General features: G+C 45.7%; 19 protein-coding genes. 12 read left to right on the forward strand and 7 right to left on the reverse strand.

The features are described 5' to 3' along the window. Positions 1-86 precede the first annotated feature (86 nt). Positions 87-1379: an ATP-binding protein gene (locus tag QUA78_RS07475; protein ID WP_333301276.1), complete on the reverse strand. Its 1293-nt coding sequence runs from the start codon at positions 1377-1379 to the stop codon at positions 87-89. A gap of 183 nt (positions 1380-1562) precedes the next feature. Next, the gene (locus tag QUA78_RS07480; protein ID WP_333301274.1) at positions 1563-3881 is read right to left on the reverse strand and encodes a tetratricopeptide repeat protein; all 2319 of its coding nucleotides are present in this window, start codon (positions 3879-3881) and stop codon (positions 1563-1565) included. Positions 3882-4039: 158 nt separating this feature from the next. On the opposite strand from QUA78_RS07480, the gene QUA78_RS07485 reads away from it, so the two are divergent. The 3 genes from QUA78_RS07485 to QUA78_RS07495 all read left to right on the forward strand — a co-directional run bounded on the left by QUA78_RS07485 (position 4040) and on the right by QUA78_RS07495 (position 11798). Then, the gene (locus QUA78_RS07485; protein ID WP_333301272.1) at positions 4040-6610 is read left to right on the forward strand and encodes a glycosyltransferase; all 2571 of its coding nucleotides are present in this window, start codon (positions 4040-4042) and stop codon (positions 6608-6610) included. 161 nt (positions 6611-6771) lie between these two features. After that, positions 6772-10281: a glycosyltransferase gene (locus QUA78_RS07490; protein ID WP_333301271.1), complete on the forward strand. Its 3510-nt coding sequence runs from the start codon at positions 6772-6774 to the stop codon at positions 10279-10281. A gap of 188 nt (positions 10282-10469) precedes the next feature. Further along, on the forward strand, positions 10470-11798 hold the full coding sequence (locus QUA78_RS07495) for a GH39 family glycosyl hydrolase (RefSeq protein WP_333301269.1): 1329 nt from the start codon (positions 10470-10472) through the stop codon (positions 11796-11798). 132 nt (positions 11799-11930) lie between these two features. On the opposite strand, the gene QUA78_RS07500 is transcribed toward QUA78_RS07495, so the two are convergent. Continuing rightward, positions 11931-12230, reverse strand: coding sequence for a contact-dependent growth inhibition system immunity protein (locus QUA78_RS07500; protein ID WP_333301268.1), 300 nt, complete (start codon positions 12228-12230; stop codon positions 11931-11933). Further along, entirely contained in the window at positions 12227-12766 is a 540-nt protein-coding gene (locus QUA78_RS07505; protein ID WP_333301266.1) for an RNase A-like domain-containing protein, read from the reverse strand. Before QUA78_RS07505 ends, QUA78_RS07500 begins: the two co-directional genes overlap by 4 nt. 262 nt (positions 12767-13028) lie before the next feature. Here QUA78_RS07505 and rfbF point away from each other — a divergent pair, with 262 nt between their 5' ends. From rfbF to QUA78_RS07530, 5 genes are all read left to right on the forward strand, one after another. Then, positions 13029-13805: a glucose-1-phosphate cytidylyltransferase gene (rfbF, locus tag QUA78_RS07510; protein WP_333301264.1), complete on the forward strand. Its 777-nt coding sequence runs from the start codon at positions 13029-13031 to the stop codon at positions 13803-13805. A 301-nt stretch (positions 13806-14106) separates the two neighbouring features. Then, a complete protein-coding gene (locus QUA78_RS07515) occupies positions 14107-15171 on the forward strand; it encodes an acyl-CoA dehydrogenase family protein (RefSeq protein WP_333301261.1) in 1065 nt (354 codons plus the stop codon). 84 nt (positions 15172-15255) lie between these two features. Further along, positions 15256-15987 carry a cyclase family protein gene (locus QUA78_RS07520; protein ID WP_333301259.1) on the forward strand — a complete coding sequence of 244 codons (732 nt, stop codon included), beginning with the start codon at positions 15256-15258 and terminating at the stop codon, positions 15985-15987. A gap of 47 nt (positions 15988-16034) precedes the next feature. Next, positions 16035-16781 carry a DUF1995 family protein gene (locus tag QUA78_RS07525; RefSeq protein ID WP_333301258.1) on the forward strand — a complete coding sequence of 249 codons (747 nt, stop codon included), beginning with the start codon at positions 16035-16037 and terminating at the stop codon, positions 16779-16781. Between the two features lie 329 nt (positions 16782-17110). Further along, positions 17111-17881: a metallophosphoesterase family protein gene (locus tag QUA78_RS07530; RefSeq protein ID WP_333301256.1), complete on the forward strand. Its 771-nt coding sequence runs from the start codon at positions 17111-17113 to the stop codon at positions 17879-17881. A gap of 184 nt (positions 17882-18065) precedes the next feature. Here the strand turns inward: QUA78_RS07530 and QUA78_RS07535 are convergent, their stop codons facing one another. Further along, positions 18066-18917: a M48 family metallopeptidase gene (locus QUA78_RS07535; RefSeq protein ID WP_333301283.1), complete on the reverse strand. Its 852-nt coding sequence runs from the start codon at positions 18915-18917 to the stop codon at positions 18066-18068. 379 nt (positions 18918-19296) lie between these two features. On the opposite strand from QUA78_RS07535, the gene QUA78_RS07540 reads away from it, so the two are divergent. Continuing rightward, positions 19297-19821, forward strand: coding sequence for a DUF4330 domain-containing protein (locus QUA78_RS07540; RefSeq protein WP_333301253.1), 525 nt, complete (start codon positions 19297-19299; stop codon positions 19819-19821). Positions 19822-20136: 315 nt separating this feature from the next. Here QUA78_RS07540 and QUA78_RS07545 read toward each other — a convergent pair whose 3' ends face one another. Next, positions 20137-21042 carry an alpha/beta hydrolase gene (locus tag QUA78_RS07545; RefSeq protein ID WP_333301252.1) on the reverse strand — a complete coding sequence of 302 codons (906 nt, stop codon included), beginning with the start codon at positions 21040-21042 and terminating at the stop codon, positions 20137-20139. 530 nt (positions 21043-21572) lie between these two features. On the opposite strand from QUA78_RS07545, the gene QUA78_RS07550 reads away from it, so the two are divergent. After that, positions 21573-22190 carry a hypothetical protein gene (locus QUA78_RS07550; protein ID WP_333301250.1) on the forward strand — a complete coding sequence of 206 codons (618 nt, stop codon included), beginning with the start codon at positions 21573-21575 and terminating at the stop codon, positions 22188-22190. On the opposite strand, the gene QUA78_RS07555 is transcribed toward QUA78_RS07550, so the two are convergent. Further along, positions 22158-23090, reverse strand: coding sequence for a hypothetical protein (locus QUA78_RS07555; RefSeq protein WP_333301248.1), 933 nt, complete (start codon positions 23088-23090; stop codon positions 22158-22160). The genes QUA78_RS07550 and QUA78_RS07555 overlap by 33 nt on opposite strands. A gap of 394 nt (positions 23091-23484) precedes the next feature. On the opposite strand from QUA78_RS07555, the gene QUA78_RS07560 reads away from it, so the two are divergent. After that, positions 23485-23772 (forward strand): hypothetical protein, encoded by a 288-nt coding sequence (locus tag QUA78_RS07560; protein ID WP_333301246.1) that lies wholly within the window; start codon positions 23485-23487, stop codon positions 23770-23772. Positions 23773-24485: 713 nt separating this feature from the next. Beyond that, complete coding sequence (locus QUA78_RS07565) at positions 24486-25394, forward strand: MBL fold metallo-hydrolase (protein ID WP_333301281.1); 909 nt, start codon at positions 24486-24488, stop codon at positions 25392-25394. Positions 25395-25608: the final 214 nt, after the last annotated feature.

Genomic DNA, 25608 nt, shown 5'->3' on the forward strand with positions numbered 1-25608 from the left:
CCTTCTAGCTTCTGCCTTAAAATATAGGATTTAATTCAGCTTCCGCTGCCTTCTAGCTTCTACCTCCGGCAGAAAGGATGTCTCGATTAAGCGAGAGTAAAGTGAAAAGTTGAACCTCGATCCGGTTCCGAGTCCACCCAAATACATCCGCCGTGACGTTCCACAATCTTTTGACAAATTGCTAAACCAATACCTGTCCCAGAATATTCTCTTTGAGTGTGCAAGCGCTGGAAAATTTGAAAGATGCGTTCTTGATGCTGCGTCGCAATCCCAATTCCATTATCCGAGACAGAAAATAACCAGTCTTTCTCCTGTTTGCAAGCGGTAATATGAACCACAGGCGGTGCATCGTGGCGATATTTAATCGCATTGCTGACTAAATTTTGAAAAAGCTGTACGAGCTGAGAAATATCCCCCATTACCGCTGGTAATTCGCTGTAGGTTACAACTGCTTGAGTCTCGCGGATCGCCCCTTGCAGGTTCGCGAGTGCTTGCTCGACTGCGTGATTGCAATCTGTCATTTGAAAAGGTTTCTGACTCCGGCCAACTCGCGAATATTCGAGCAAATCGTCAATTAAAGTTTGCATTCTCGTGCAGCCCTGAACGATATTGCCGATAAACTTACTAGCTTGGCTGTCGAGTTGGTCTTTGTAGCGTTTTTCTAAAAGTTGAGCGTAACTGGCAATGGTTGCTAAAGGCGCTTGCAAGTCGTGAGAAGCCACATAAGCAAATTGTTCTAGTTCCGCATTTGAACGCGCCAATTCTTGGTTAGATTTTAAGAGAGCCGATTCGGCGCGCTGGCGGTTCGATATCTCTTGTTGGAGGAGCAAATTTTGCTCTTGCAGGGTTTGTTCAACGGCGCGACGGGTGCTGATTTCTTGTTGCAGGATTTGGTTTTTTTCGTGAATAGTTTTTTCAACGGCTAAGCGGCTCATGATTTCTTCTTGAAGCAGCACATTTTGTTCTTTTAGCTGCTTTTGTAAATTCCGCAGGCTGAGGTGACTTTCGATGCGGGCGAGCACTTCTTCAAACTGAAATGGCTTGCTGATATAGTCAACTGCTCCCACAGCAAATGCGTTTACTTTGTCAAATACTTCATCTTTAGCGCTGATAAAAATTACCGGGATTTCGCGAGTTTTCGGTTCTAATTTCAAGTGCTGACAGACTTCGTAGCCGTTCATTTCCGGCATCATTATGTCGAGCAAAATCAAATCTGGTGGATTAGAATTGCAGGCTCTCAGAGCCATTTTTCCGTTAATCACGCAGCGGGGGGTGTACCCTCTCTGAGTCAACATCGTAGACAACAGACGCAGGTTTTCGGCTGTATCGTCTACTACTAAAATGTTTCCTAACGGCGTCCCTGGTTGCTGATTGTTCATTGATTATTTCCCTGTTCCTGTTTTCTTCAGAAAATATGTTTGCAGCTATTTTATTGAGGACTTACGGAAAACACCCGGTTGATAGTAGGAATATAGGGGGAAAAAAACGAGTAATCGGCTCAGAAATCGGGTGTTTAGCCGTTTGTGCACAAGCAAGTCTTGTTATTGTTTGTTTACCAATCCTCAAATCCCCAGCAGCAGAGTCAGAGCATTATTGTTCCAAGTCCATCCTTTATCTAAAACCTTAAATCCCGCGACTTTGCACATAGATTCTAAAGCAGAAGCTGTAGGCAGCCACCACCACGGGCCAAAGTCGTTGATGTCAAAAACTGCTTTCTGAATTAATCCTAAAATGGGTGCAACGTCGGTGTGCTGCTGCCAGTAAGCTGTTAAGATAGCTCGTTCTGCTTCGCCTAAAGCGGGAATGAAGATTACCCCAGAAGCTGGAATTTCGTAGCGTCCCCGCTCGTTTTCTATAATTTCTTGAGTAATAGCTGAAGTTAAGATTAAATACTCCCCTGTTATTTGATGCAAACTCGTTAAAAGTTGCAAAGGGTGAGGGTGATGGTACAAAACTCCTGCACAGTGAACTACATCGTAAGGCTCGCCAATTTCTGCAAGTTGAATCTGAGTTATATCTTGATTGATACAATTATAATTAACAATATTTAAACTTGTCATCCGATCGTGAAAATCTTGCCACCAGTGGATGGATGCCGGCATGGCATCAATCATTGTCAGAGAAACTGCACCGTATTTGCTAGCTACAGATACTTTTTCGTTGACAGTTCCCCACAAGCCGCCGACTTCTGCAAAAGTCTTGCCTTTGGCGACTCGGGCAATGTAGCGATCGCGAATATCGTGAATCTCCAACTCTAATAATATACTGCGATCGCCCGACGAGTGATTTTTATCCAAAACTTCCGCCAATTTTCCGGATATTGCTGGATCTTTTGGCCAGATTTCTAATGCCATCAAGTACAAAACTGTCGCTGAGTCAAGCCGATCGCTCTCGGCAAACTTTTGGGCTATTTCGCAGTAAAATTCAGGAGCGTGCAGCGGTTGCAATTCGTGGTGATAGTAGCTGCTTGCTGGGTCTAAATCTGCCGGAGTTCTTTTGATGAGAGCATCGCCTAACTTGGTGTAAATTTTGGGGAACTCAGGCTCGATTTGTAGCGCACAAAGGTAAGCGGAGACAGCCTCGTTCCACTCGTGCAGCTCAGTCAAAGCCTCGCCTAAATTGTAATAAGACCAAGAAAGATTGGGGTTTAGTTCGATCGCGCGCTTGTAGGCGACAGACGCTGCTTTCCACTGCTGGGTTTTTAACAGCGCTTCTCCTAAATTGTGGTAAGTCCAAGAAAAGTTTGGATTGAGTTCGATCGCCCGCTGGTAGGCGCTGATTGCTGGCCACCAATCCTGAAGTTTAACTAAAGTTAAAGCTAAATTATAATGAGACCAAAAGAAATCTGAATCGAGTGCGATCGCCCTTTGGTATGCCGCCGCAGCTTGCGACCATTTTTGTAATTGAAAAAAAGCATCTCCCAAGTTATGGAAAGCTCCCGAATAATTAGGGTCTAAGTCAATAGCTTGCTGGTAAGCAGCGGCGGATTCAGACCATTTTTTTAATTGGCCGCAAGCTTCCCCGATGCTGTAGTAAGACCAAGAAAAATCCTGGTTAATTTCAACAGCCGTGCGGTACGCCACGATGGCTTCTTGCCATTGGGTTAACTTGAGCAGCACACTACCTAAATTGTAGTAAGACCAAAAAGAATTGGGATTTAACTCAATACTTTCCCGGTAGGCAGCCTCCGCTTCGCGCCAGAGTTCCTTGGCTTGCAAAACATTGCCTAATTTGTAATGAAACTCCGAAATGTCCGGCTGGAGTTGAATAGCTTTGCGGTAATGAATAATAGCTTCGTCCCACTCTTTTAGCTCGCTAGCAGCTTCGGCTAATTGACAGTAAGCTTCGCAAAAACTAGGGTTTAAATAAATCGTGCGATGGTAACAAATAAGCGCTTTTTCTGGCTTGTTTTGCGCCAATAAGGTATTGCCTAAATCGAGGTATTCTTCGGCTATTTCTATCGGTTCGACCATGAGTGCTTGATACCAACAGTCTGCTGCTTCTTCAGCTTGACCGACTTTAGTAAATATCCGGCTCAAATTTCGGTAAAATCCTGCAAAGTCCGGTTGGAGGGAGATGGCTTTTTGGTAACAGACGATCGCCTCTTGCCACTGTTCCAATGTAGCGCAGAGAGTGCCGAGGTTAGCAAAAACTTCGGCAAAATCAGGTTGCAGGGCGATCGCAACTTTATACCAATACCTGGCGTCTTCTAGTTTACCCTGAGCTTGCAGCGCCTTCCCCAAGGTCTTGCAAGTCTCGGCGGAATTGGGGTGAGATGCCAAAACTTGCTGGCAAAGTGCGATCGCCTCATCCAACTTCCCTAAAGCTAAATATATTTCTGCCTGTTGTTGATAATCAACCGCTGCTGTTTCTGAATTCACTTCTTGCGTTCCTGTTGAGTAATAATTCCATGTATGATTGTATGGTACAACTTGTCAAAGTTCAAATTCAAGTAAATACATCTGCCGAACGGCAAATAGTGCTAAATGTCAGCGACATTAATATAAACTAGACAGTAAGGTTAACAGCGAGCTCAATAATGTCAACATTCAATCGAACACCGCTAATCAGCGTAATTATACCTGCATATAATAGCGATCGCTACATCGTGCAAGCGGTGGAAAGCGCGCTGGGTCAAACTTTTACTAATTTGGAAATTATTGTTGTAAACGACGGTTCTCAAGATGAGACGCATCAAGTATTGCAGCCTTATATTGACAGAATTCGCTACATTTATCAGGAAAATCAAGGAGCAGCAATAGCTCGCAATCGAGCTTGCCAGCTAGCCAAAGGCGAGTTTTTAGCTTTTTTAGATGCTGATGACTATTTCCTACCAGAAAAACTAGAGAAACAGATAGCTTGCTTTGAGGCCGATCCGGCATTAGATATGGTGCAAACAGGTTGGTTCATGGTCGATGAAACCGGGCGAGAGATTTCTGCTGTCAAGCCTTGGCAGCAATCACAAAAATTAGATTTAAAAAGCTTTATTATATATAAATGCGTGCGACCGAGTGCGATGATGCTGCGCCGAAACTGGTGGGAAAAATTGGGCGGTTTCGATTCGGGGCTTCCGCCTACGGAAGATTTAGACTTTGCCTTGCGTTTAGCTTTAAAAGGGTGCAAAGCAGTTTGGTTAGAAGAGATACTTACCTGTTATCGCCAGCACGATACCAATCTCATGTCAAGCGGTTTTCCGCTCATGAAGAATACAGAAATTCTGATGGAAAAATTCTTTGCTAGACCTGATGTGCCTCAGTCAATCCGCCAGTTAAAAAACCAGGAACGCTATCAATGCTTGGTGTGGATGGCATGGCGGATGTATCGCGGCGGTCATCTAGCAGAGATGGCGGAATGTTTGGAAAAATCATTGCAATATACCCCTTTTTCGCCCACGGAAACAGTGTTAAATTGGCTGCAAACTTTTCAGAGCGTTTCTGAAGAATACGGTGACAATTTTGATGCTTATTTACTGAGTCAGTTAGGGGAATGGCAAGATATAATTTTGATGGTTATGACCCATCAGCCCCAATCCCAAGAGAGTGCTATTTTCACACCTCCCAAAGCACGTGAAGCGAAGCTATCCCGTAGGAAATCGCACATTTTACTCTACAACGCCGACGATCCGGGCGTGGGAGGATTAGCGCAGTACAACCATGCCATTCTCTGTCAGTTAGCCTTGTTGGGCTATCAAGTCACTTGCGTGCAAACTAAACATTCTAGCCCCTTGGTTGAACGAGAACGAGAGTTAGGTATAGAGCACTTGTGGCTGGATTTTAGCAGCCATAGAGATTTAGCGCGGGTGTTAAGAAATACTGAGGATGCACAAGAGATTTTTTCTACTAATAAACCCGATCTGATTATTTTTAGCGATGGCTGGCCCTATTCCAATTTTGCAGCTAAACAGGTAGTTATTCAGATGGGAATACCATACATGATGGTAATTGGGTTAGTCATGCCAGCTCACGCAAATTTTGCCTACGGGGATGTAGTGCCTTATCGAGAGGGAGTGCTGTATCAGTGCCTGCAAGCTAGAGCGGTGATTGTTGGCGCACAAGAACATTTGAATTTATTGTGCGATGACTTTGATTTACCGAAACATAAGGGGCAAGTGATTTACTTGGGGCGCTCTCCTGAATATTTTGCACCTCCTAATGCTTCGGCTCGCCAACGCCTGCGGCAAGAGTTAGAAATTCCTGAAGATGCCATTGTCTGTTTCACATCTGCTCGATTGGCACCGGTTAAAGGGCATCGATATCAGATCGAAGCAATCAAGCAGTTGAAACAATCTCCGGTGTGGTCTAAACTGTATTTTGTATGGGCAGGGAATGGTGAGGGAAGCTATTGCGATGTAGAAAGAGAATTGAGGGAAGCTATTAGAGAGTTAGGAGTGAGCGATCGCGTGAAATTGATCGGACAGCGCTGGGATATCTTAGATTTACTGGATGCTAGCGACATATTCATTTTGACATCTCTCGGCGATGCAGCACCTTCTTTTTCAGTCATGGAAGCGATGGCTAAAGGATTGCCCGTAGTTGCTTCGGCAGCGGGCGGCATTCCAGAAGGGCTCGGCGATACTGGGAAGTTGTTGCCCGATCCGAATACCGATCCGGAGGGAACAGCGAGGGAATTGGCGGAAACTGTAGAAGCTTGGGCGATGAATCCAGAATTGCGCAGCCAAATCGGCCAAGCTTGCAAGCAGCGAGCCGAGAAAATGTTCAAAGAGGAGCGGATGCTCGCACAGTCTGTTGAGGCGATCGAAAAAGCTTTACTTTGCGACGATCTCGAAACAGATCAATTTGTTACTCAACAACAGGTGCAGGGGTGGATGGCGAAGGTAGAAAGCCGGGTGCGCTACAACTTTTTAGTGTGGAAGGCGTGGCACGCTTACTGCCAAGAAGATCTCATCGGGATGCAGCAGTGGCTTCAAGAATCTTTAAAGTGTACGCCTTTTTTGAGTACAGAAACGCTGCTGAACTGGGTAGAATGTTTTGGAAATTTTTCGTCATTAAAAGGGCATCCGTTGGATACATATTCTCTGACTAGCTCAGCAGAATGGAAACAATTAGTCGAGGGCATACAGGGTTTTGAACCTGTATTTTGTCTCTCCTAAAAATACCAAAGTGAAATTTTCAATTTAGGTTGATGTCAGCATTAGAGCTGTAAATATCAGTACAATTGTATTGTACTAGCCCAACAGCGATTAAAAATCTGTGTATCCGCGTTTAAATCCGTGTTAGGTTCCCCAACCCTTCGTTATCATCTAGCAAACTCATGTCAATGGCAACTTCGATACCGCAAGTCAGCGTAATTATACCTGCATATAATGGCGATCGCTACATCGCACAAGCTGTAGAAAGCGTCTTGAGTCAAACCTATACAAACTGGGAAATTATCGTTGTAGACGACGGTTCTAGCGATCGCACCCATCAAGTATTGCAGCCTTATACGGACAGAATTCGCTACTTTTATCAAGAAAATCAAGGAGTAGCAGCCGCTCGCAACCGAGGAATTCAGGAATCCCAAGGTGAATTAATTGCTTTTTTAGATCAAGATGACTTCTTTTTGCCAGATAAGTTGGCAGCACAAGTAGCGCTGTTCCGCTCCTCACATTCATTAGGAATTGTCAATAGCGGCTGGCGTTTAGTTAACGAGCAAGGAGAGACAATTTCTGATATCAAATGTTGGAAATATTTACCAAAATTAGACTTAGAAGCATGGATAGTACAGATGCCCGTACTTCCCAGCGCGATGATGTTTTCACGAAAGTGGTTAGAACTTGTAGGGGGATTTAACTCTGAGTTTGATTCCGTAGATGATGCGGATTTACTATTACGTTTAGCTCTATTAGGCTGCGAAGCTGCTTGGCTACCACAAATCACAGTCTGTTATCGCCAGCATGACAAAAATGTGTCAATCCAAAAATCTCTCAAACAAGCAAATCTGTTTATTAAATTAAAACAGAATTTATTCAGCAAACCCGATTTACCACAGCACATCCGCGAGTTAGAAAATCCTGCTTTCTACGAAGCACTGACATGGATGGCATGGCACTTGTACTATACTGGCTATCCGGTGGCAGCGGTTGAGTATTACCAAAAATCTTTCCCTTATACTCCTTACTCTGCTATAAAAACCGTAATAGATTGGATAAATCGTCTGGGTGCTATTGCTAAAGCTTACGGATTTCCCCTAACTATGCAATCTTTAAGAAACTTACCAGAATGGCAACAGTTAATGTCTAACATACTTCCCAAAAAAGCAGTACGAGTCAGCGTAATTATCCCGACATACAACTGCGAACGCTACATTGTTAGAGCCGTAGAAAGTGCGATCGACCAAACTTACCCAGACTGGGAAATTATTGTCGTAGATGACGGATCTACCGACAACACTCGCCAAATTTTAGAGCCTTACTGCGATGTAATTCAGTACGTTTATCAAGAAAATCAAGGCTCAGCAATAGCTCGGAATCGCGGCTGCGAACTAGCCAAAGGCGAATTTTTAGCTTTTCTCGACAGCGCCGACTTCTTCCTACCCGAAAAACTAGAAAAACAAGTAGCTTGCTTTGACGCTGACCCCAGATTAGATTTGGTGCAGACAGGTTGGCTTATTGTTGATAAAAAGGACGAAAGCATCTATGGAGTAATGCCTTGGGAAGAAGCACCCAAATTAGATTTAGAAACCTTAGTATTGAACAAATCAGTGCGTCCCAGCGCCATGATGCTGCGGCGAGAGTGGTGGGAACGCTTGGGGGGTTTTGAACCTCGTTTTGCGCCTATTGAAGATTTAGATTTTGTCTTGCGTTTAGCTTTAAAAGGCGGCAAGTCAGTTTGGTTAGAAGAGATATTAACCTGCTACCGCCAGCACGACAGCAATCTCATGTCCGGCGGCTCGAAAGTAATGAAAAATATGGAAATTGTTATGGAGCAATTTTTCGCGCGGCTGGACTTACCTCAGCACATCCGCGACTTAAAACGCGAGGAACGTTACAAGTGTTTAGTATGGATAGCGTGGCGGATGTACCGCGATGGATACTTGGCAGAGATGGTCGAGTGTTTGGAGAAATCTCTTCATTATACTCCTTTTAGAGGTACGGAAACAGTTTTTAAATGGTTGGAAAATTTTAGCTATTATTCGCAAAAAAATGGAGACATCTTTGATGTTTATGCCTTAACTAATTTAAAAGAATGGCAAGAGATCGTAGTATTAGCCGTTAATAATTATTATCAATTTCAACCTGCACATACTTCGATTAGCCAACCGCAAAAACCCCGCGTTCTCCTGTACGCAGAAGACCACGGAGTGGGAGGTTTAGCTCAGTTCAATCACTCGCTGATGTGTAAATTAGTAGCCGACGGCTACCAAGTTATTAGCGTTCAAACTAAAGCTTCTAACCCTTTAATTGTCGAACAAAAAAAGTTAGGTATAGAACATATTTGGCTGGAGTTTGACACGATCAAAGAGTTTTTGCGAGTTACTTACAATTTAGGGGATGCTGAAAAAATTTACGCGCAGGCTCAACCGAATTTAATTGTATTTAGTGACGGCTCACCGATGGCAAATTTTGCGGCTAAACAAGTTGCTATTAAGCAGAACATACCGTACATAGTTACTCTCGGTTATATTGGTCGCAATTATGAAACTTTCGATCGGGGCGATCAAATTCCCTATTTTGATGCAGTCTCCTATCAGTACGATTTAGCCAAAGCAGTAGTAGCAGTTTCACAGGAAAATTTCAACTTGTTCAAACGAATTTTTAAAGTGCCTCTAAAACGGGGCAAAGTTATTTATTATGGCAGGCCGAACAGTTATTTTGAACCCCCAAATCTTTCAACCCGCCAACGCCTGCGTCAAGAACAAGGAATCCCCGAAGATGCTGTCGTTTGTTTCACGGCGGCGAGACTGACTCCAATTAAAGGATATCAGTATCAATTGCAGGCGATCGCCCAACTGAAAAATCGTCCAGTTTGGCCGCAGCTATACTTTGTGTGGGCCGGCCCCGGTTCTACCACTCACGACGATATGGAGTCTGAATTGAGAGCAACTGTCAGCCAATTAGAAGTCACCGAACAGGTTAAATTCCTAGGTCAGCGATGGGATATTGCCGATTGGTTAGACGCCAGCGACATCTTTATTTTATCTTCCGAAGCAGAGGGAATGCCGCTAGCAGTGATGGAAGCAATGGCGAAAGGATTACCCGTAATTGCCACAGCAGTCAGCGGCATTCCCGAAGAGTTGGGAGATACTGGAAAGTTGATAGCCGATCCTAAAATTGACCCGCAAAAAACAGCACAAGACTTAGCTACAACGGTAGAACTATGGGCGGAAAATCCCGAATTGCGGAGGCTGGCAGGACAAGCTTGCAAACTGCGGGCTGAAGAATTATTCAAAGAAGAACGGATGCTTGTGGAATACGCAGAGGTTATCGAACAAGCCTTATCCGCTAGCAGCAATCAACAAGAAAAATTATCTATCGCCCCCAAAGTCAAAAAGCAGATCCAGCAAGTTGACCGTATGCTTAATTACTACTATTTAGTATGGAAGGCATGGGAAGCTGGCGAACGCGGGGATGTGTCCGGGATGGTTGAGAATTTGCAGTCATCTTGGAAATGTACGCCACTGTTGACAACCGAAACCATCTTGAGCTGGATCGCAAGTTTTGCTGTGTTCTCTTCACAAAAAGGCGTTAAACTCGATACTTACTCGCTAATTCATTCCGAAGCGTGGCAACAATTGATAGAATCAATACAGGGTTTTGAAGTTGCCTTGTCTGTTGGTTAGGACTTTGGATGACAGAATGCCATTCCGATGCGAAATGGCATTCTTAACATCAAAAGAATAACACCGATATATCCGATTTATGTAAGGGCGGTGCGGTTCGCCCAACTTTCACGTCGAAGCCCCCGTGTCCGCCCTTCTGGATTTCTAAATACCCTAACAGTTTTAGTTAAAAACTCACCCCATACAATATGCAATTCACCTTCAAGTTCAAACCTATTAATAAACTGCTGCCAATTTGCTTAGCGGCGGTAACTGTCCTGTTAATAACATATTTGGGGCAGCAACCAACTGTTGCCCAACTGCGATCGAACGTAACAGTAGATTTTGGAGTACCAGCCACCGGAACAATTTCCATGAGTGGTATGCTGCACGGAATAGACCCCAGCCAGCCGCCGGATAACTCAATAAAACCCTTGCAGCCGAAACTTTGGCGGGTCGGGAGACTCGATATTTACGATCGCGTCATCGCCAACGGAGCTGAGTTTCAACTGGTAGTCAGCGACTTGTGGGGCTACGGTAGCAATCCCAAAGGCTGGCCCTATCAAAATTACCCCGCGTGGGAAGCCTTCATCCGACAGTTAGCCCAGCAAAATAAAGGCAAGAAAATTATTTGGGATATCTGGAACGAACCCGATTTGAAAAATCCGTTTTGGAAGGGAAGCCAAGAACAATTCTTTGAAACTTACAAAAGGGCTTACAAAATTTTGCGGGAAGAATTGGGGCCGTCAGTCATGATTGGCGGGCCGAGTATCAGCACTTACAACAAAGAATATCTCGCTGACTTTTTGGATTACTGTAAAGCGAACAAACTGGAAGTAAATTTCATAGCTTGGCACGAACTCAACGATAGCAAAATTTTATTTGTGGACGATCATGTTATCGATGCTAAACGCAATTTTCAGCAAAGTCCTTCTTACAAAGAACTGAAATTGCAAAAAATTTACGTCAACGAGATTGTCGGGGAATTAGCGCAGTATCAGCCGGGGGAAATTTTAGGTTATTTCTATCAGTTGGAGTACGCAAAAGCCGACGGTGCTTGCAGAGCTTGTTGGAATACAGCAGGAGCTAGAAAAGTTAGCAATTGCTTCAACAATACGCTGACTGGGATGGTCACGCCTAATACTTTTGAGCCGAGAGCAGCTTGGTGGACTTACAAAGCTTATGCCGACGGAGTTAATTCGCGGGTGCTGAGTCGGTCAGATAACGATCGCCTTGTCGCTTTAGCCAGCAAGTCAAATCCAGAAGGTAAAGCACAGATACTTTTAGGTTATTTCGACCGCAATTATTCCTTAGCAACAACGGTAACATTAAGCCTCGGAAATTTGGAGCAGCTAGGTATTCAAAAGGGTCAGAAAATCACTCTAAAGTTAGAAAAAATTCCCAACAATCAAGAAGGATCGGTGCAGAAGCTTGTCACGGTTAAAGAAGAAAACTTGTCGGTGGGTAGCGGCAGCTTGGCTTATGTTATCCCTAATTTCAACGTCCATGAAGGCTACTTGTTGACGGTTAGCAAGTGATATAGTTTCTGGTTGCACCGGAATTATATAGAGGACACGGCACTGCCGTGTCCCTACCGCGATTAATTGTAGGGATACGGCACTGCTGTGTCCTTACAAATATATAGCCGTGTTCTTACAAATATATAGAATTTAGCTGGGATTTTTCAAAGATTTTTGCACGGCTTCCAACCATTCTCTGACTGTTTGATGTTCTGATTTTGGGTCGTAGTAACACCCTAATTCATCGAGGATGAATGCTTCTAAATCGGCTGGGGCGATCGGCATTTTTAGCAGTTTGTCAAGTTCTTGCGATGCAGCTTCAACACTTGCGGGCGATTCGCTATTGCGGTAATCTTCAACTACATCACTGGGACTGTTAGCTTCTAACGGCCAGTCTTGGTGAAAGTAGGAACTGAAAAATTGGGTTAAATGAGGAAATTGATTTATCATTCGGGATAGGCTGTGAGAATAAAGTATCCGGGAGGTAATTTGGCGCTGCGCTGGAGGACGATTTTCATGCGAGATGCTGAAGTTGCTTTGGATGCGCGGCGACGCAGAGTAATGCCAATTATTCTGTTGGCGTTGTAGTCGATCGTATAACGATTGTCTCGACTTTTCACCCAGGAGTCGATCGCCTTTTGATTTCTGTTCATTGCTTCTCCAATAGCCGCTTCGGCGACAGAACGGTCACTAAAGGAAGATGCTGCAGAAATTCTCGTTTCGCTTGCGAGTCGCTGTGCTAGTTGTGCTTCTGTTTTCCCAATGTGTCTCTCTAAAGTGTGCCCTCCTGCTGCTTCGTGAAAGTCTAATCCGCCGCCCGGTATATTGGGAACAAAAGCTACGGTGTTTTGTGGTATGGTTGAGATTTCCGGTGCAACAACCGTGGCGTAAACACCAGGTATTGCCGATTGGAATAATATAATTATTGAGGCGATCGCACAGAGGATACCTAAAAACTTTTTTAGGCGATCGAGTTGATTTTTCATTGCTGTTGAATCTCTTTCTTAGATTTAGTATAAATGATTGCTGTTTTTTTGTCTATTTTAGAATCTACCATTCGTAAGTTATAAATTGCGCGCAGCATTCAAATATACGGTGCGCACCGAACACCCTACGATTATTTATAATACTTCGTGATTTTTGTGGTTTACAAAGCTTTACTGATTATGAGAAAATATTAATAATTCTTTGAAAAAATCACTAATGATTGATGATAAATTAATTGATTATCATTAAAAATGTGAAAAAATGCAAGTAGTTATCCTAGCCGGCGGTCTCGGTACTCGTCTCAGAGAAGAAACAGAATTTCGTCCCAAACCCTTAGTTGATGTGGGGGGGCATCCGATTCTTTGGCACATCATGAAGACCTATGCCCATTACGGTTTCCAAAACTTTATTGTGTGCTTGGGCTATCGCGGCAACATGATTAAAGAATATTTCCTCAATTATGAAGCCATGAACAATGACTTTACTATCTGCTTAGGCCGCAACAATACCATCACTTATCATGAAGAACATCGCGAACAAGATTTTAAGGTGACACTGGCTGAAACTGGCGCGGCAAGCCTGACGGGAGGGCGGGTAAAACGGATCGAAAAATATATCGATCGCGATAATTTCATGGTGACATACGGCGATGGAGTTGCTGATGTCGATATTGAGGCACTTGTGGATTTTCACAAGTCTCACGGTAAGCTGGCAACTGTCACTACATTTCGCCCGATTTCTCGCTTTGGAATTTTGGATGTAGACAGCGACAGCCGCGTAGTAGAATTTTCTGAGAAACCTCAAATAGACGGCTGGATTAGTGTTGGATATATGATATTTAACCGCCGGGTATTTGAGTATTTGGGGGGAGATGATTGTATTTTAGAACAGGAGCCGATGCAGCGTTTGGCCGCAGAGGGAGAGTTGATGGCTTACCGTCATGAGGGCTTCTTCTTTGCGATGGATACTTATCGAGAATACAAGTATTTAAACGAACTTTGGGAGGAAGGGAAGGCTCCTTGGAAAGTGTGGGAATAAGTTAATTGTTGCATTCTCAACAAGCCTTTTATGAACGGGCAAGATGCCCGTTCCACAATAGATAGAATTTATTTGTTGTGGAACAGGCATCTTGCCTGTTCTTGATAAGGGTGCACAATGTGAGGAAATAAGTAGGGACGCAGGATGCCCACCCCACAAGAAATTTACTCTTTGTGGAACAGGCATCTTGCCTGTTCTAGAGCCGGGTGAAAAATGTGAGGAAATAAGTTAGTTTTGGGGCAAATTTTTAGGCTTGCCCACAATAATTTGAATAAAAATTACTATAAAATAATTATATAAAATGGATTCCCAAGATATTCTCAACAGCACAGAAAATTACCTACAAAAGTACGTTGCACCCCACGCGGAAATTATCGACAGCGACTCGGAAGCGCTGAAAACCGCACTTACTGGATTGGAAGATCGATCGCTCTTAGCATTGCGAGTTCCCCAAAAATGGGGCGGCGCTGAAATTGCACCGGAGATTTTTTACGAATATCAGGAATTGACGGCTCGATATTCCGGCGCTTTGTCTTTCCTGCAAACTCAGCACCACAGCGCAACTGCCATGCTTGCCAACAGCGACAATGAAATGCTAAAAAGCAGATACTTGCCCGCGATAGCCCAAAAAGAGTTACGCTTGGGTATTGGGTTTTCGCATTTGAGGCGATCGGGCAATCCAGCCGTCACCGCCACTCCCGCAAAAGATGGCTACTTATTGTCAGGAAAAGTTCCTTGGGTAACAGGTTTTGGATTGTTTCAAAAGTTTATTGTAGCGGCGGTACTTCCTGACGAGCGCGCTGTTTTCGGTTTGCTACCTTTTGTTAATATTGAACGCAAAAATAGTAAAATAACATTCAGCGAAATCATGCAGTTAATCGCCATGAACTCGACTAATACTGTGACAGCAACTCTCGATAATTGGTGGCTGCACGAATCGGAAATAATTTCAGTTAAACCTGTCGGCTGGATTTCGGAAAACGACAGCAAAAATATACTGAATTTTGTCCCCGGTACTTTTGGCTGTATTCGAGCGGGATTGGATGTAATTGCAGCAGCGGCGGCTGCTAAGAATTCACCTTTTATAGCGGCAGCTTGCCAAAAACTAGAGCAAAAGCTCGATCGGCTAAAACAGAATTTCCCACAATCTCAACATAGCTCGAAAGCAGAACAATTAGCGCTGCGAGCTCAAGCCATTGATTTAGCGGTGCGTTGCGGGCACGCTGCGGTTGCAGTTTCTAGCGGTGCTGCTAACGGTATTGTGCACCCGGCAGGGAGAGTTTATCGAGAAGCTTTGGTGTATACTGTTTCCGGGCAAACAAAGGATGTGATGGAAGCAACGCTCGATCGACTAATCGAATTTTAGATTTTAGATTTTAGATTTTAGATTGAGAGCGCAGAAGGTCACCCAATCAACTGTGTTTAATAAATAATAGATATATTTTACATAATGAGAGACAAATTAAAGTCAAACAATCTAAAAACGATCGCCTACAGCCAAATTATAGACTTAAGCCATTCAATCCACCCCAATATTCCCATCTGGCCGGGCGATCCAGCGACAGAATTTGAAACAGTATCTCAAATAGAAAAACACGGCTATTTCCTGCGAAAATTCTCAATGGGAGAACACAGCGGCACTCACATCAACGCACCCAACAGCTTTTATGCAGGAGGCGCGAGCATTGATAGTTATTCGCCGCAGTCGCTAGTTTCCCCTGCAATTGCGATCGACATCCGAGAGCAAAGTCTTGCCAATCCCGACTACACTTTAACAATTGATGATATATTGACTTGGGAACGGCAGCACAAACTTATAGAACCGGGAAATGTAGTTTTATTGTATACTGGCTGGCAAGAAAAATGGGAGGACGAGCGAGCATTTTTCAACCGAGACGAGAGCGGCATTTGCCACTTTCCCGGATTTGGCAAAGCAGCCACTCAATTTTTGCTAGAAGAACGCTCGATCGCTGGAGTGGGAACCGACACTCACGGAGTAGATACCGGGCGAGATGAAAGTTTTGCCGTTAATAAACTGGTATTGGAAAAGCAGCTAATAGTCCTGGAAAATCTGACTAATCTCGACTTTTTACCTACCGCTGACATCACTTTAGTTATCGGAATATTGCGCCTTTTGGGAGGTTCGGGCTCGCCTGCGTCGGTGTTAGCTTTTGTGGCTTAATGCGGTAAAATAGGAGTGAGAAAAGTCTAGCAAAAATAATAAGATTAATGACAGAACTGCCCAAGGATCTCAACGAGGCGATCGCCCAATCCCGCATTGCAACCGCCGCCGCCCTCTCGGACGGCAAAACTCTACTGCAAGTCGAATTAGTATTTCCAGAAATCGCCCTGCAAGCACAGTCTATCACCCTACAATTCCTCCCAGAATTTGAGGAAATCTACCCCGGAGTCAAAGTCTTTTTTCCCGACACCGGTGCTGCCGCCCTCGCGCGCCGCGACTGGGGAGAAACACCCTTTAAAGTCACTGATTTGGGCAGCAGCCGCACGGCTGTTGAAGAGAAAATAGCACCGGAAGACGAACTGTTCCTGCTGGTGAACCCGGCTGCTGTAGAAGTGGCCCAAGTCGAAAAACTCTACATAGCTGCGGCCGGTCGCCCAGTAATTTTACTCAATCCGCGCCTCGAAGATGTTGCCACCATAGGTATAGGCTATGCGGGCCGCCAACTGCGCGATCGATTCCTCAACAAAATCGAATCCTGCTACTATATCAGACCCCTAGACACTGCTGCTTTATTCCGCTGCTACCCCCAATCCTGGCAAGTTTGGCTGGAAACAAACGACGAATACGAACTAATTTCGGAAACCGCCCAAAAACCTGTCGGAGACGATTTAGATCGGATTTTAGCGGCTTCTCTCCCAAGCGCCGATCCTGACTCCACCACACCTGCAAAACCTCTAAAAAAGAAAGGTTTTTTGGCAGAACTCCAGACATTCCTCAAAGCTTTGACTCAGTGACAATCCTTCAGGTTCGATCGTCTTTTAGGGTGTGTCAGCTAGGATTATTTTCGACTTAATCCGTCGTCTCATCGCTGATGCACCCTCAAGCGTCAAATAACTCAAAGCTTTGCCTGAGTAACAGCAGTTGCAGAAGCATAATTAACAACTTGCCTGTGTTTATATCAGTAGCTACGCAAACAGCTACTGGTGAGCTTTACAGAATCTTTATACAAAGCAGTATAATGGGTGAGACCCCTCCACCGTAAAAGAGTGGAGGCAAATAGCAGCAAAATCAGATGCTATAAGCTAGAGATGGGGATTTTGAGTCAGGGAAGCGGATAAACACAATGGAGCACCGGCGCATTGTTATCGGGGACGTACACGGGCATTACGACGGGTTAATGACCCTGCTAGAGGCACTTGCCCCCAGCTCGAACGATCGCGTCTATTTTTTGGGAGACTTAATCGATCGCGGCCCCAAAAGCGCTCAGGTATTAGATTTTGTCCAGCAAAGCCCCTACCAAACTCTGCTGGGCAACCACGAACAACTCATGCTGGAGGCTTTGTCGGGGGTGCCGATGGATATGCGAGCGTGGCAATCTTGGCTGTACAGCGGCGGCGATGCGACAGTAGCGAGCTACAGAGATACAGGGATGATGCCGTACAAACACTTAGAGTGGCTGCGATCGCTCCCCACGCACCTGGACTTAGGGGACATCTGGCTCGTTCACGCCGGCGTTGACCCCCATCTGTCGATCGATGAACAGTCGATCGAACAACTGTGTTGGATTCGCAGGGAATTTCACACCATGTCGAAACCCTATTTTCCCAATAAATTAATTATCACCGGTCACACGATCACCTTTACCTTTCATGGCGTCCGACCGGGCGAATTAGTCAGGGGTGAAGGGTGGTTGGATATTGACACGGGTGCTTATCATCCCAAAAGCGGCTGGCTGACAGGATTTGACCTCAGCTACCGCAGAGTTTATCAAGTAAATGTATTTAACAATCAAGTCCGAATTTTGCCGTTTGACGAAGTTGTTCGGCAATTGAAGCCGCAGCAGATTGCACCCCCGGAACCTGCGATCGATTCTGTTGTTCAACAGCAGTATTAAATCAATTTGTAGTTGTAGGGTGCGTCAGTTTAAGTTCGATCGATTAAATCCAAATTGACCCGATAGCTGACGCGCCCTACGAACTAGATTGATTTTTTAACGAACCGCGAAGACGCGAAGATCGCGAAGTAAGATCGGTCATCCCAATCTAAAATCTCAAATCTCAAATTGTATGACCTTTTTGCTACGAACCCAAAAGCCTGCGGATTTCTAACCTGTAATCCTCATTATTCAAACCTTCACCGCTAGCGAGCTCCGGGTCTATCGCCTGCGAGATAGCAGCAATGCGATCGGCAGTAGCCGGGTGAGTGCTCAAAATGCTCGGAGGAGAAGGCTTGTTGAGCAACTTTTTCATAAAATCAACCATCCCAGATTGAGCGTAGCCCGCTCGCCCCATAGTTTGCAATCCCAACTGATCCGCTTCATACTCAGCTTGGCGGCTGTGGGGGCGCCGCAAAGCCAACTCCACCCCAATCTGAACCGCCTGAGATCGATCGAGCCCAGTCGCCGAAGCTACACCAGAAGCGATCGCCATTTGACGCATTTGTTGAATTGCGTGGCGAGCACTAATGTGAGCGATTTCGTGGGCGATCACACTTGCCAATTCGGCCTCATTGTCCGCCGCCGCCATCAAACCTTTATTCACATAAACAAAACCGCCCATTGTCGCAAAAGCATTAATATTGTCGTCATCAATCACTTGAAAAGTATAAGGAATATTCGGGCGAGTGCTTTCCTGGGCCAGTCGCTGACCGATGCGGTTGATATATAGTGTAGTGGCGCGATCGCGGTCAATTTTAAACTCGCTGTTCGCCAACTGCTGATTAATTTGTCGGCCAATAGTCACCTCTTGGCTATCGGACATATTCGACAATTGGATAACTTGAATGCCCCGAAAAATCAGTTCAGGCAAAGAAAATGCTTGAGTCTGTTCCGGGGAAATCACCCAGATACCCGCAGCCACAATCAGCGACAGAAACAGATAAATCCCCCGGCCGCAGGTACGCCGGCAAGTCAACCAAAAACTTTTTAACATGATTGATACGTGGCAGAAGTTACGTAAAATTTTAGGAAAAACTCGAAAAGTCACTAAATAGGCAGACGCAATTTGAGGCTGCTTAGTTGCTATTCTAGCTTTTTGCCAATTTTTAACTGCGCCGCCAGCCTCCGGGCGATCGACCACTGCCCGACCAACCGCCCTCAACTGCCTTCTGCCTTCTGCTTTAAGCGCCCAAGTCATGCGGATTTTGGGCGATCGTTGTGGTAATATCTTTTAGCTTCAGGACTTACGCATCAATCACGTATGTCATTGCCAGCGGTAGCGGATCTTTGGCAGCATCTGTTTTTCATCGGTGTCTGTGTAAGTCCTGAGCTTGTAAACATACTCCTGTCGCTATCAGTTAATTAAGCGATTTATGAAAATTTTGGATTCTCAAGGCCGACTGTTCGGCAAACTCAGCATCCTAGACGTAGGTGCGGCTCTGATCGTACTGCTAGTTGCAGTCGGCATCTTCTTCTTTCCCGGCACTTCAGGCGGTTCCGTCGCCCAAGTCGGCACCAGTGTCAAACCTGTAGAAATTGATGCAATTGCGATCGGTCTCAAAGGGACAAACGTTGAAGATTTGTTCAAACCAGGCGATAAAATCAATGTGGTGATCCGCAATCAACCCTCGGGTCAGATTACCATCAAATCTGTCAAAACTCTCACTAGAACCCTAGCAGTTCCTCAGCCCAACGGCACTCTGAAAGCTCTCCCCGATCCCAGAGAAGAAGAATCCTTCAGCAAAAATATGATGTTTACCTTAGAGGGAAAAGGTCAACTTACTGAAAATGGCCCGGTTTTAGGTAATACGAAAGTCAAAATTGGCACTACGCTAGAGCTTGAAGGCAAAAAGTACATTTTCAACGCCAGCGTCATCGATGTGCGAGTCAAAGAATAGTCAGTCGATTTTAGATTTTAGATTTTAGATTTTAGATTTACTTCACAGATGAATCTGGGATCTCAAACTTTGGTCTAAAATTTTGGGATAAACCCTCAATAGCGTCGGGGGCTTGTGCCTGTTTTTGGGCGGGAGAATTGGGAATTAGGGATTGGCGATTGGGAATTGGGAATTAATCTTCCTTCTTCCCTCTGACTTCTTCCTTCTTGCCTCGAACCTCGAACCTCCATCCGTTACATCCGTTAAATCCCGTACATTGCTCGTTGCCGAACCTGCATCCTTTAAATCCGTTACATAATCCGTTGCCGAACTTCTTCACCCTTCCGAAAGCAATTTTAAATATTGCCGAATTAAGCCAATAGTCACAGCGGGAATTTCTAACTGCGGAGTCAAACCTACGTTTTCCAGAGATTGAAAAACTTTGATTGCTTCGGGGTTGAGGTTGGCTAACCGCTGGCCGATATCGGGTCCGGTAAACTGCGATTTTTCTCCCCAAATAATCGCTGTCGGCGTTGTTAGCTGAGTGATGTACAGCGACAAATCAAAGCACAAATCTCCCCGCACAAAAGACAGGGCGGCATATTCTGCATTTGGTTCCAAAGCAGATTCGAGGTAAGCGTCTACAATTTCTTGGTAAACGCGACGGGAATCGGAAAATTGGCGCTGTTCTAGGAAGCTACGGATGCCGCCGTCTGTGGCGATTCCGGTACTGTAGAGCAATTTGTCTAAAATTGGCGTGTTGACTAGCTTAGCGAAGAAACTGCTGCCGTAATCTTGTCCGAAGTCCGACAAACCGCTGGGTATGGTCAAAATTAGGGATTTGAAGAGATCCGGCCGCGCGATCGCAGCTCGAATCGCGATCGCCCCCGTCAGGGAAGAAGCAATCGCATCTGTCGGACTGTCACAACTTTTTTCTATAAATTCGATCAAAGTTGTGATATAATCTTCTACTTGATAATTTCTCGGCGGATGTTCCGATCGTCCCCAACCGATTAAATCAGGTGCTAAAATTCGATATTCGGCAGCAAAAGCCGGATAAACTTTCGACCATTCGTAGGCACTCGATCCGCCCCCAAAACCGTGAAAAAATACTAAATTCGGTTTATTTTCCGAAGTAGAGGTCGGCAACCCGATCCAAGGCATTTTTTCAGCAGTGTAGTAAACCATTCTGCCGAGAGAAGTAACTATCGATCGCTGACCGAAGCCGAGGGGCACAAGCATAAATAAACCTCTATCACTGTTATATTTTAGATTTTTGTCCGCCGCCCCGTCTTTGTTTAAAAAAATGGCAAAGCTGGTGGCGTTTTTGTAAAGATTGAGTAATGATTTAAATCTATTTTAGTACAGGTGAAGCGTGAAACTACAGACAGCAAGTAAGTTTTGCGATTTGGGCAATTCGGCTGTGTAGTTATCCTCACCCTTGCAAACTACCGCCGATCGGAGATAATAGCAAAATGATGGGTAAGACCCCTCAACAGAAAAAAGTCTGTTCGCCGACCCGGTTTGTAGGCGCTCGGAAAGCAGGAGTATTTAGATCTGGCTTTCAAACAGACGGCAGATTTGCAGCCGCGAGCCAATCACGAATAATTAATCACTATATTTTGCGGAGCAGTGGCTTTTGAGGTCGAAAGTCTTTGTTGGAGGGGGGCGATCGGGTTTCGATTCCTAATTGCAGGTTTGGCAATCACGGGCCTCGCCGTTATCACTTCCAAAACAGAAGAAACAAGTAATCTCAGGGAGGTCTACAAAAAATGCAACTGCTCAGGAAACGGGATCGCGAGGGTTTTATGGTTGATGCGAAAAGTCTTCAATCTGACGGGTTTGCAGAATTTGATACAGCCTATCGAAGCATGGATTTAAACGGCAAAAAGTCTGTAGTCGCCACTCCAGAACGCTCAGGCGCAGGGTCAGAGGTGCGATCGCGCGCCACCACCGTACCGGCGATCGTCCGCCTAGCTTTAGAAGATTTGAAATGCTTTGAAGTAGTAGAGCACCAGTTTGCACATTGGGGGGTTACTTTTACCAATGCCGTCGCCATCCAACCTTCAAACCCAGCATTTTTCACGGGTTCTGGGACAACAGTGTTAATGGGAGCCCCAAAAAGCGGACTGATAGAAGTAACTTTTAAGCATCCAGTTCGCTGGGTGTCAGGACTTGTTACCAGTTCGCGGCGAACTGTTTTATCTGCTTGCGACATTGACGGCAACCCAATTGTTCAGGATGAAATGCCGGCGCCCAATCTGGCCGGGTCTAATTCTCCGATCGCTCCTAGCGCTCCCCTGCGCGTAAAAGCTCCGAATATTCATCGAATTACTTTTTACGCTTTTGACGGTCAGCTAGTAGTCGATGACTTGATTTTTGGATTTTAGAGCAAAGCCATAAGTAGCGTCCCAAGTCTGCAAACCTTCGAGAAGGGCATTGCGGACTAAAGCTTCTGGTTCCCGACTCAGCATCAGGCGAAAGCACTCGGCAGCGCGGGAGCGGGCGATCGAACTTTTGACAGAGCTCACAGGGCCAAACCCACCCTTATTCACCAAATCTGTCATTTGCCGCACTGCAATCAAACGCTTCACGGGGTCAGGATCGGTCAAATCTGCCAGGATGCGATCGAGCGCCACTTCATCTTTTGAGGCGCCCAGACTCAGCGCTTGCCGCAGCAACAGCCCTGCAATCGCGATCGTGCCAAAGTTCTGCAAAATCAGGCTCAAAGCCACCCAGTGGCTCTCGGAGTCCGCCCAAATCGCCAAACTCATGTAAGCGCCCAAGGTTGCAATCCCGCCGGTGCCCACGGCTAAAACAAATCGGCGGTTCGGGCCCTCCCAAAATTGCTCGCTTTTCGATCGCAGCAATTGCCAGTCCCACGACTGCCCTCGGTAAACCACCATCATCGCTGCTATCCCCAGGCCCGTGGAAAACAGTAACTGACTGTTCCACCACCCCCAAACTGCTGCCAGGGTGACAACTGCCAGCCAACCTTTCGATCGAGTCAAACCCTCTAGCAGCCACTTGAGAAAGGCAGTAGAAACCACAGGCGATCGAGCCCGGGAAGTCTTGCCATCTACCCTCCGGCGCTTTGTTGCGGCAGTCTGACCTGTCGCTGCTGGGGTTCCCGGCGGGCGATCGTCCGAACTAAATTCCCTCAAAGCTCGGGTCTCAGTCATTTCTAAGGACAGCTCGCTCGACGGGAGCCGATCGAGTTCCAAAGTGCGATCGGACACTTTCACTGGCGATCGATTCAGCTTGGTTGTAGTTTTTTTAACTTGATCCATACTGACTTTTTTGACAAATAACTTTAACTTATACCCGTTTCAATAAACTCTGCAACTGTCGGCCTGTTTCAAACCATTACATAATCAGTCTTTCCCAATCTAAAATCTCAAATGGTATGCTCCAGGCTTTTTTACCACTGATTTAGATTCTCGGAAACCAAGAGTCTTAGACTCTATAATACCAGAAATTTAAACTCGTGGTGAGTACGGCAACTTGGTAGAATTCCGATAAATCACTACCAAAGATAGAGTAATTAAAGATTGTTGAGAAAAGCACAACAGTTCAACAACGAATAATATTTCTGAATCACTCTTGAGGCCCAAGGGCGATCGGAGTTGGCCTGAGGGCAAAAAACCGAAAAATTTTTAATTTCAGGAAATAGGGCTATTTTGGGTGATTGAATTCGTCCGCCGAGAAATGCGCGAGGAAAATTTAGGTTTTTGCCCGCAGCCCCGAACGATCGCTGTCCCCGGCTATCAAATGATGCTCGGTTCACAGCTTGACCCCGCCCAAAAACGGATACAAGTTTCCGACACTCGTGGTGGAAAGGCAAAAATTTTAGACTCTTGTTCAACCTCGCAGATTCATCTGTGGAGTATAAATCTCAAATCTAAAATCGTTCGACTGAGCGCGACTCGACGGCTCGACTCGACTGAGCGCTTGCCGAAGTCTAAAATTTAAAATCGACTGAGGGTTAGCTGGACGGACAGCAGTCTCCGGGCCGCCCGAGAATTCAGACAGTATTGTTTGATAATTAATCGCAGGAGCATTCCTAAACTGCTAAGATTTTGGAATTAATGGGAATTGAGTTAATTAAACCGGCTTCTCGTTAAAAGGAGTCCCCGATCCTCATGGGTAGGGGTTCGCTGGCTGGAGCATATCAAGTCCGGTAAATTAACCGTAATTATTTTAGGGGCCGTCCCGTCACGCCCGATCGGCAAGATCAGCCAGATATCGGCGTCAACCCGCCCCGGCGCCTGGATATTATGGTCGATCGACCCGATTAGATAGCAGGAAGGGCATCATCCGGGTTCAAACCCGTGAAGCAGCAGCGCCAACAACCGCGCGATCCTGTTCGGCAAGTGCGGAGGCTGGAAAAACAGCAGCTTTTGACCAAACTCAGGCACAACTGCTGCCCCAAACCGTGTCTGCGGAGGTTAGGCTAGTGAAGAGAAGAAAAGAAAACTTACGATCGAGACTTGATTAGTCTACTTTGTAATTTCTTGCTCAGTTGTCAAGCCCAACAGTTTTGCATTCTCTGGCAAGCGAGACTCTTGGCACTTCCAACAAGTGCGTTTCTCGACCGTCAAAGAGCTTGGGTTTGATGGTAAAGCCCCTACCAGTATGTAAACACCTTACCGATGGCTCGCCGGAACAATCTTGCAGGAAAACCCATATCTAGTATGCAAAATCAATTCACGGTTCACTTCTGGGGCGTTAGAGGTAGCATAGCCTCTCCTGGGGCTGAAACAGTACGTTACGGGGGTAACACGCCCTGTATAGAAATGCGAGTGGGTGACAGCCGCCTAATTTTCGATGGCGGTACAGGATTGCGGGTTTTGGGACAAACTCTCCTGTCCCAGATGCCCGTAGAAGCTCATATGTTTTTTACTCACTCTCACTGGGATCACATTCAAGGATTCCCATTTTTTGTCCCAGCTTTTATTAAGGGCAATTGTTTTCATATCTATGGGGCAGTTGCTCCTTCTCCTAATAATGCTACTATCCAGCAGCGCCTCCACGACCAAATGCTCCACCCGAATTTTCCGGTGCCCCTGCAAATTATGGGGGCAGACCTGAAATTTAACGATATAGAAGTGGGCCAACCGCTGGAAATCGGAGATATTAAGGTGGAAACTGCTTTGTTGAACCATCCCGGGGAAGCTGTAGGCTACCGCGTGAACTGGCGGGGGTATTCGGCTGCTTACGTGACTGATACCGAACATTTGCCCGACCGTTTGGACGAAAATGTGCTGTATTTGGCCCGCGATGCTGAGGTGCTGATCTACGACGCTACTTATACCGATGAGGAGTATTATTCGGAGAAGAGCAGCAAGGTCGGCTGGGGACATTCGACTTGGCAGGAAGCGGTGAAGGTGGCAAAGGCTGCTAATGTCAAAAAGTTGGTGATTTTTCACCACGACCCGCTGCACAATGACGAGTTTTTAGACAGGGTGGGAGAACAAGTGGCTCAAAGGTTCCCCAACAGTTTGATGGCGCGGGAAGGTTTGTCGTTACAGTTGCTGCCTCCCGATCGCGATTTGTCTCAAGAGTCGGTGCAAGCGCCTAAAGTGCCTGTCTGATGGATTTGAGATTGCCAGATGGTTCTGAAATGTTGAGGTCGGAAATCTCAAATTTAAGTTATGGCTGACCTCAAAGACGGATACAAGCCCCCGACTGCTGCCGTGGAAAACCAAAAAGTTTAGACCAAAGTTCAATTTCCCAGATTGCATCTGTGGAGTCAATCTAAAATCTAAAATCTAAAATCTAACATCGACTGGCGATCGCAATCTGGCT

Source organism: Microcoleus sp. K4-B3, assembly GCF_036704615.1.
In the GTDB taxonomy this organism is placed as follows: domain Bacteria; phylum Cyanobacteriota; class Cyanobacteriia; order Cyanobacteriales; family Microcoleaceae; genus Microcoleus.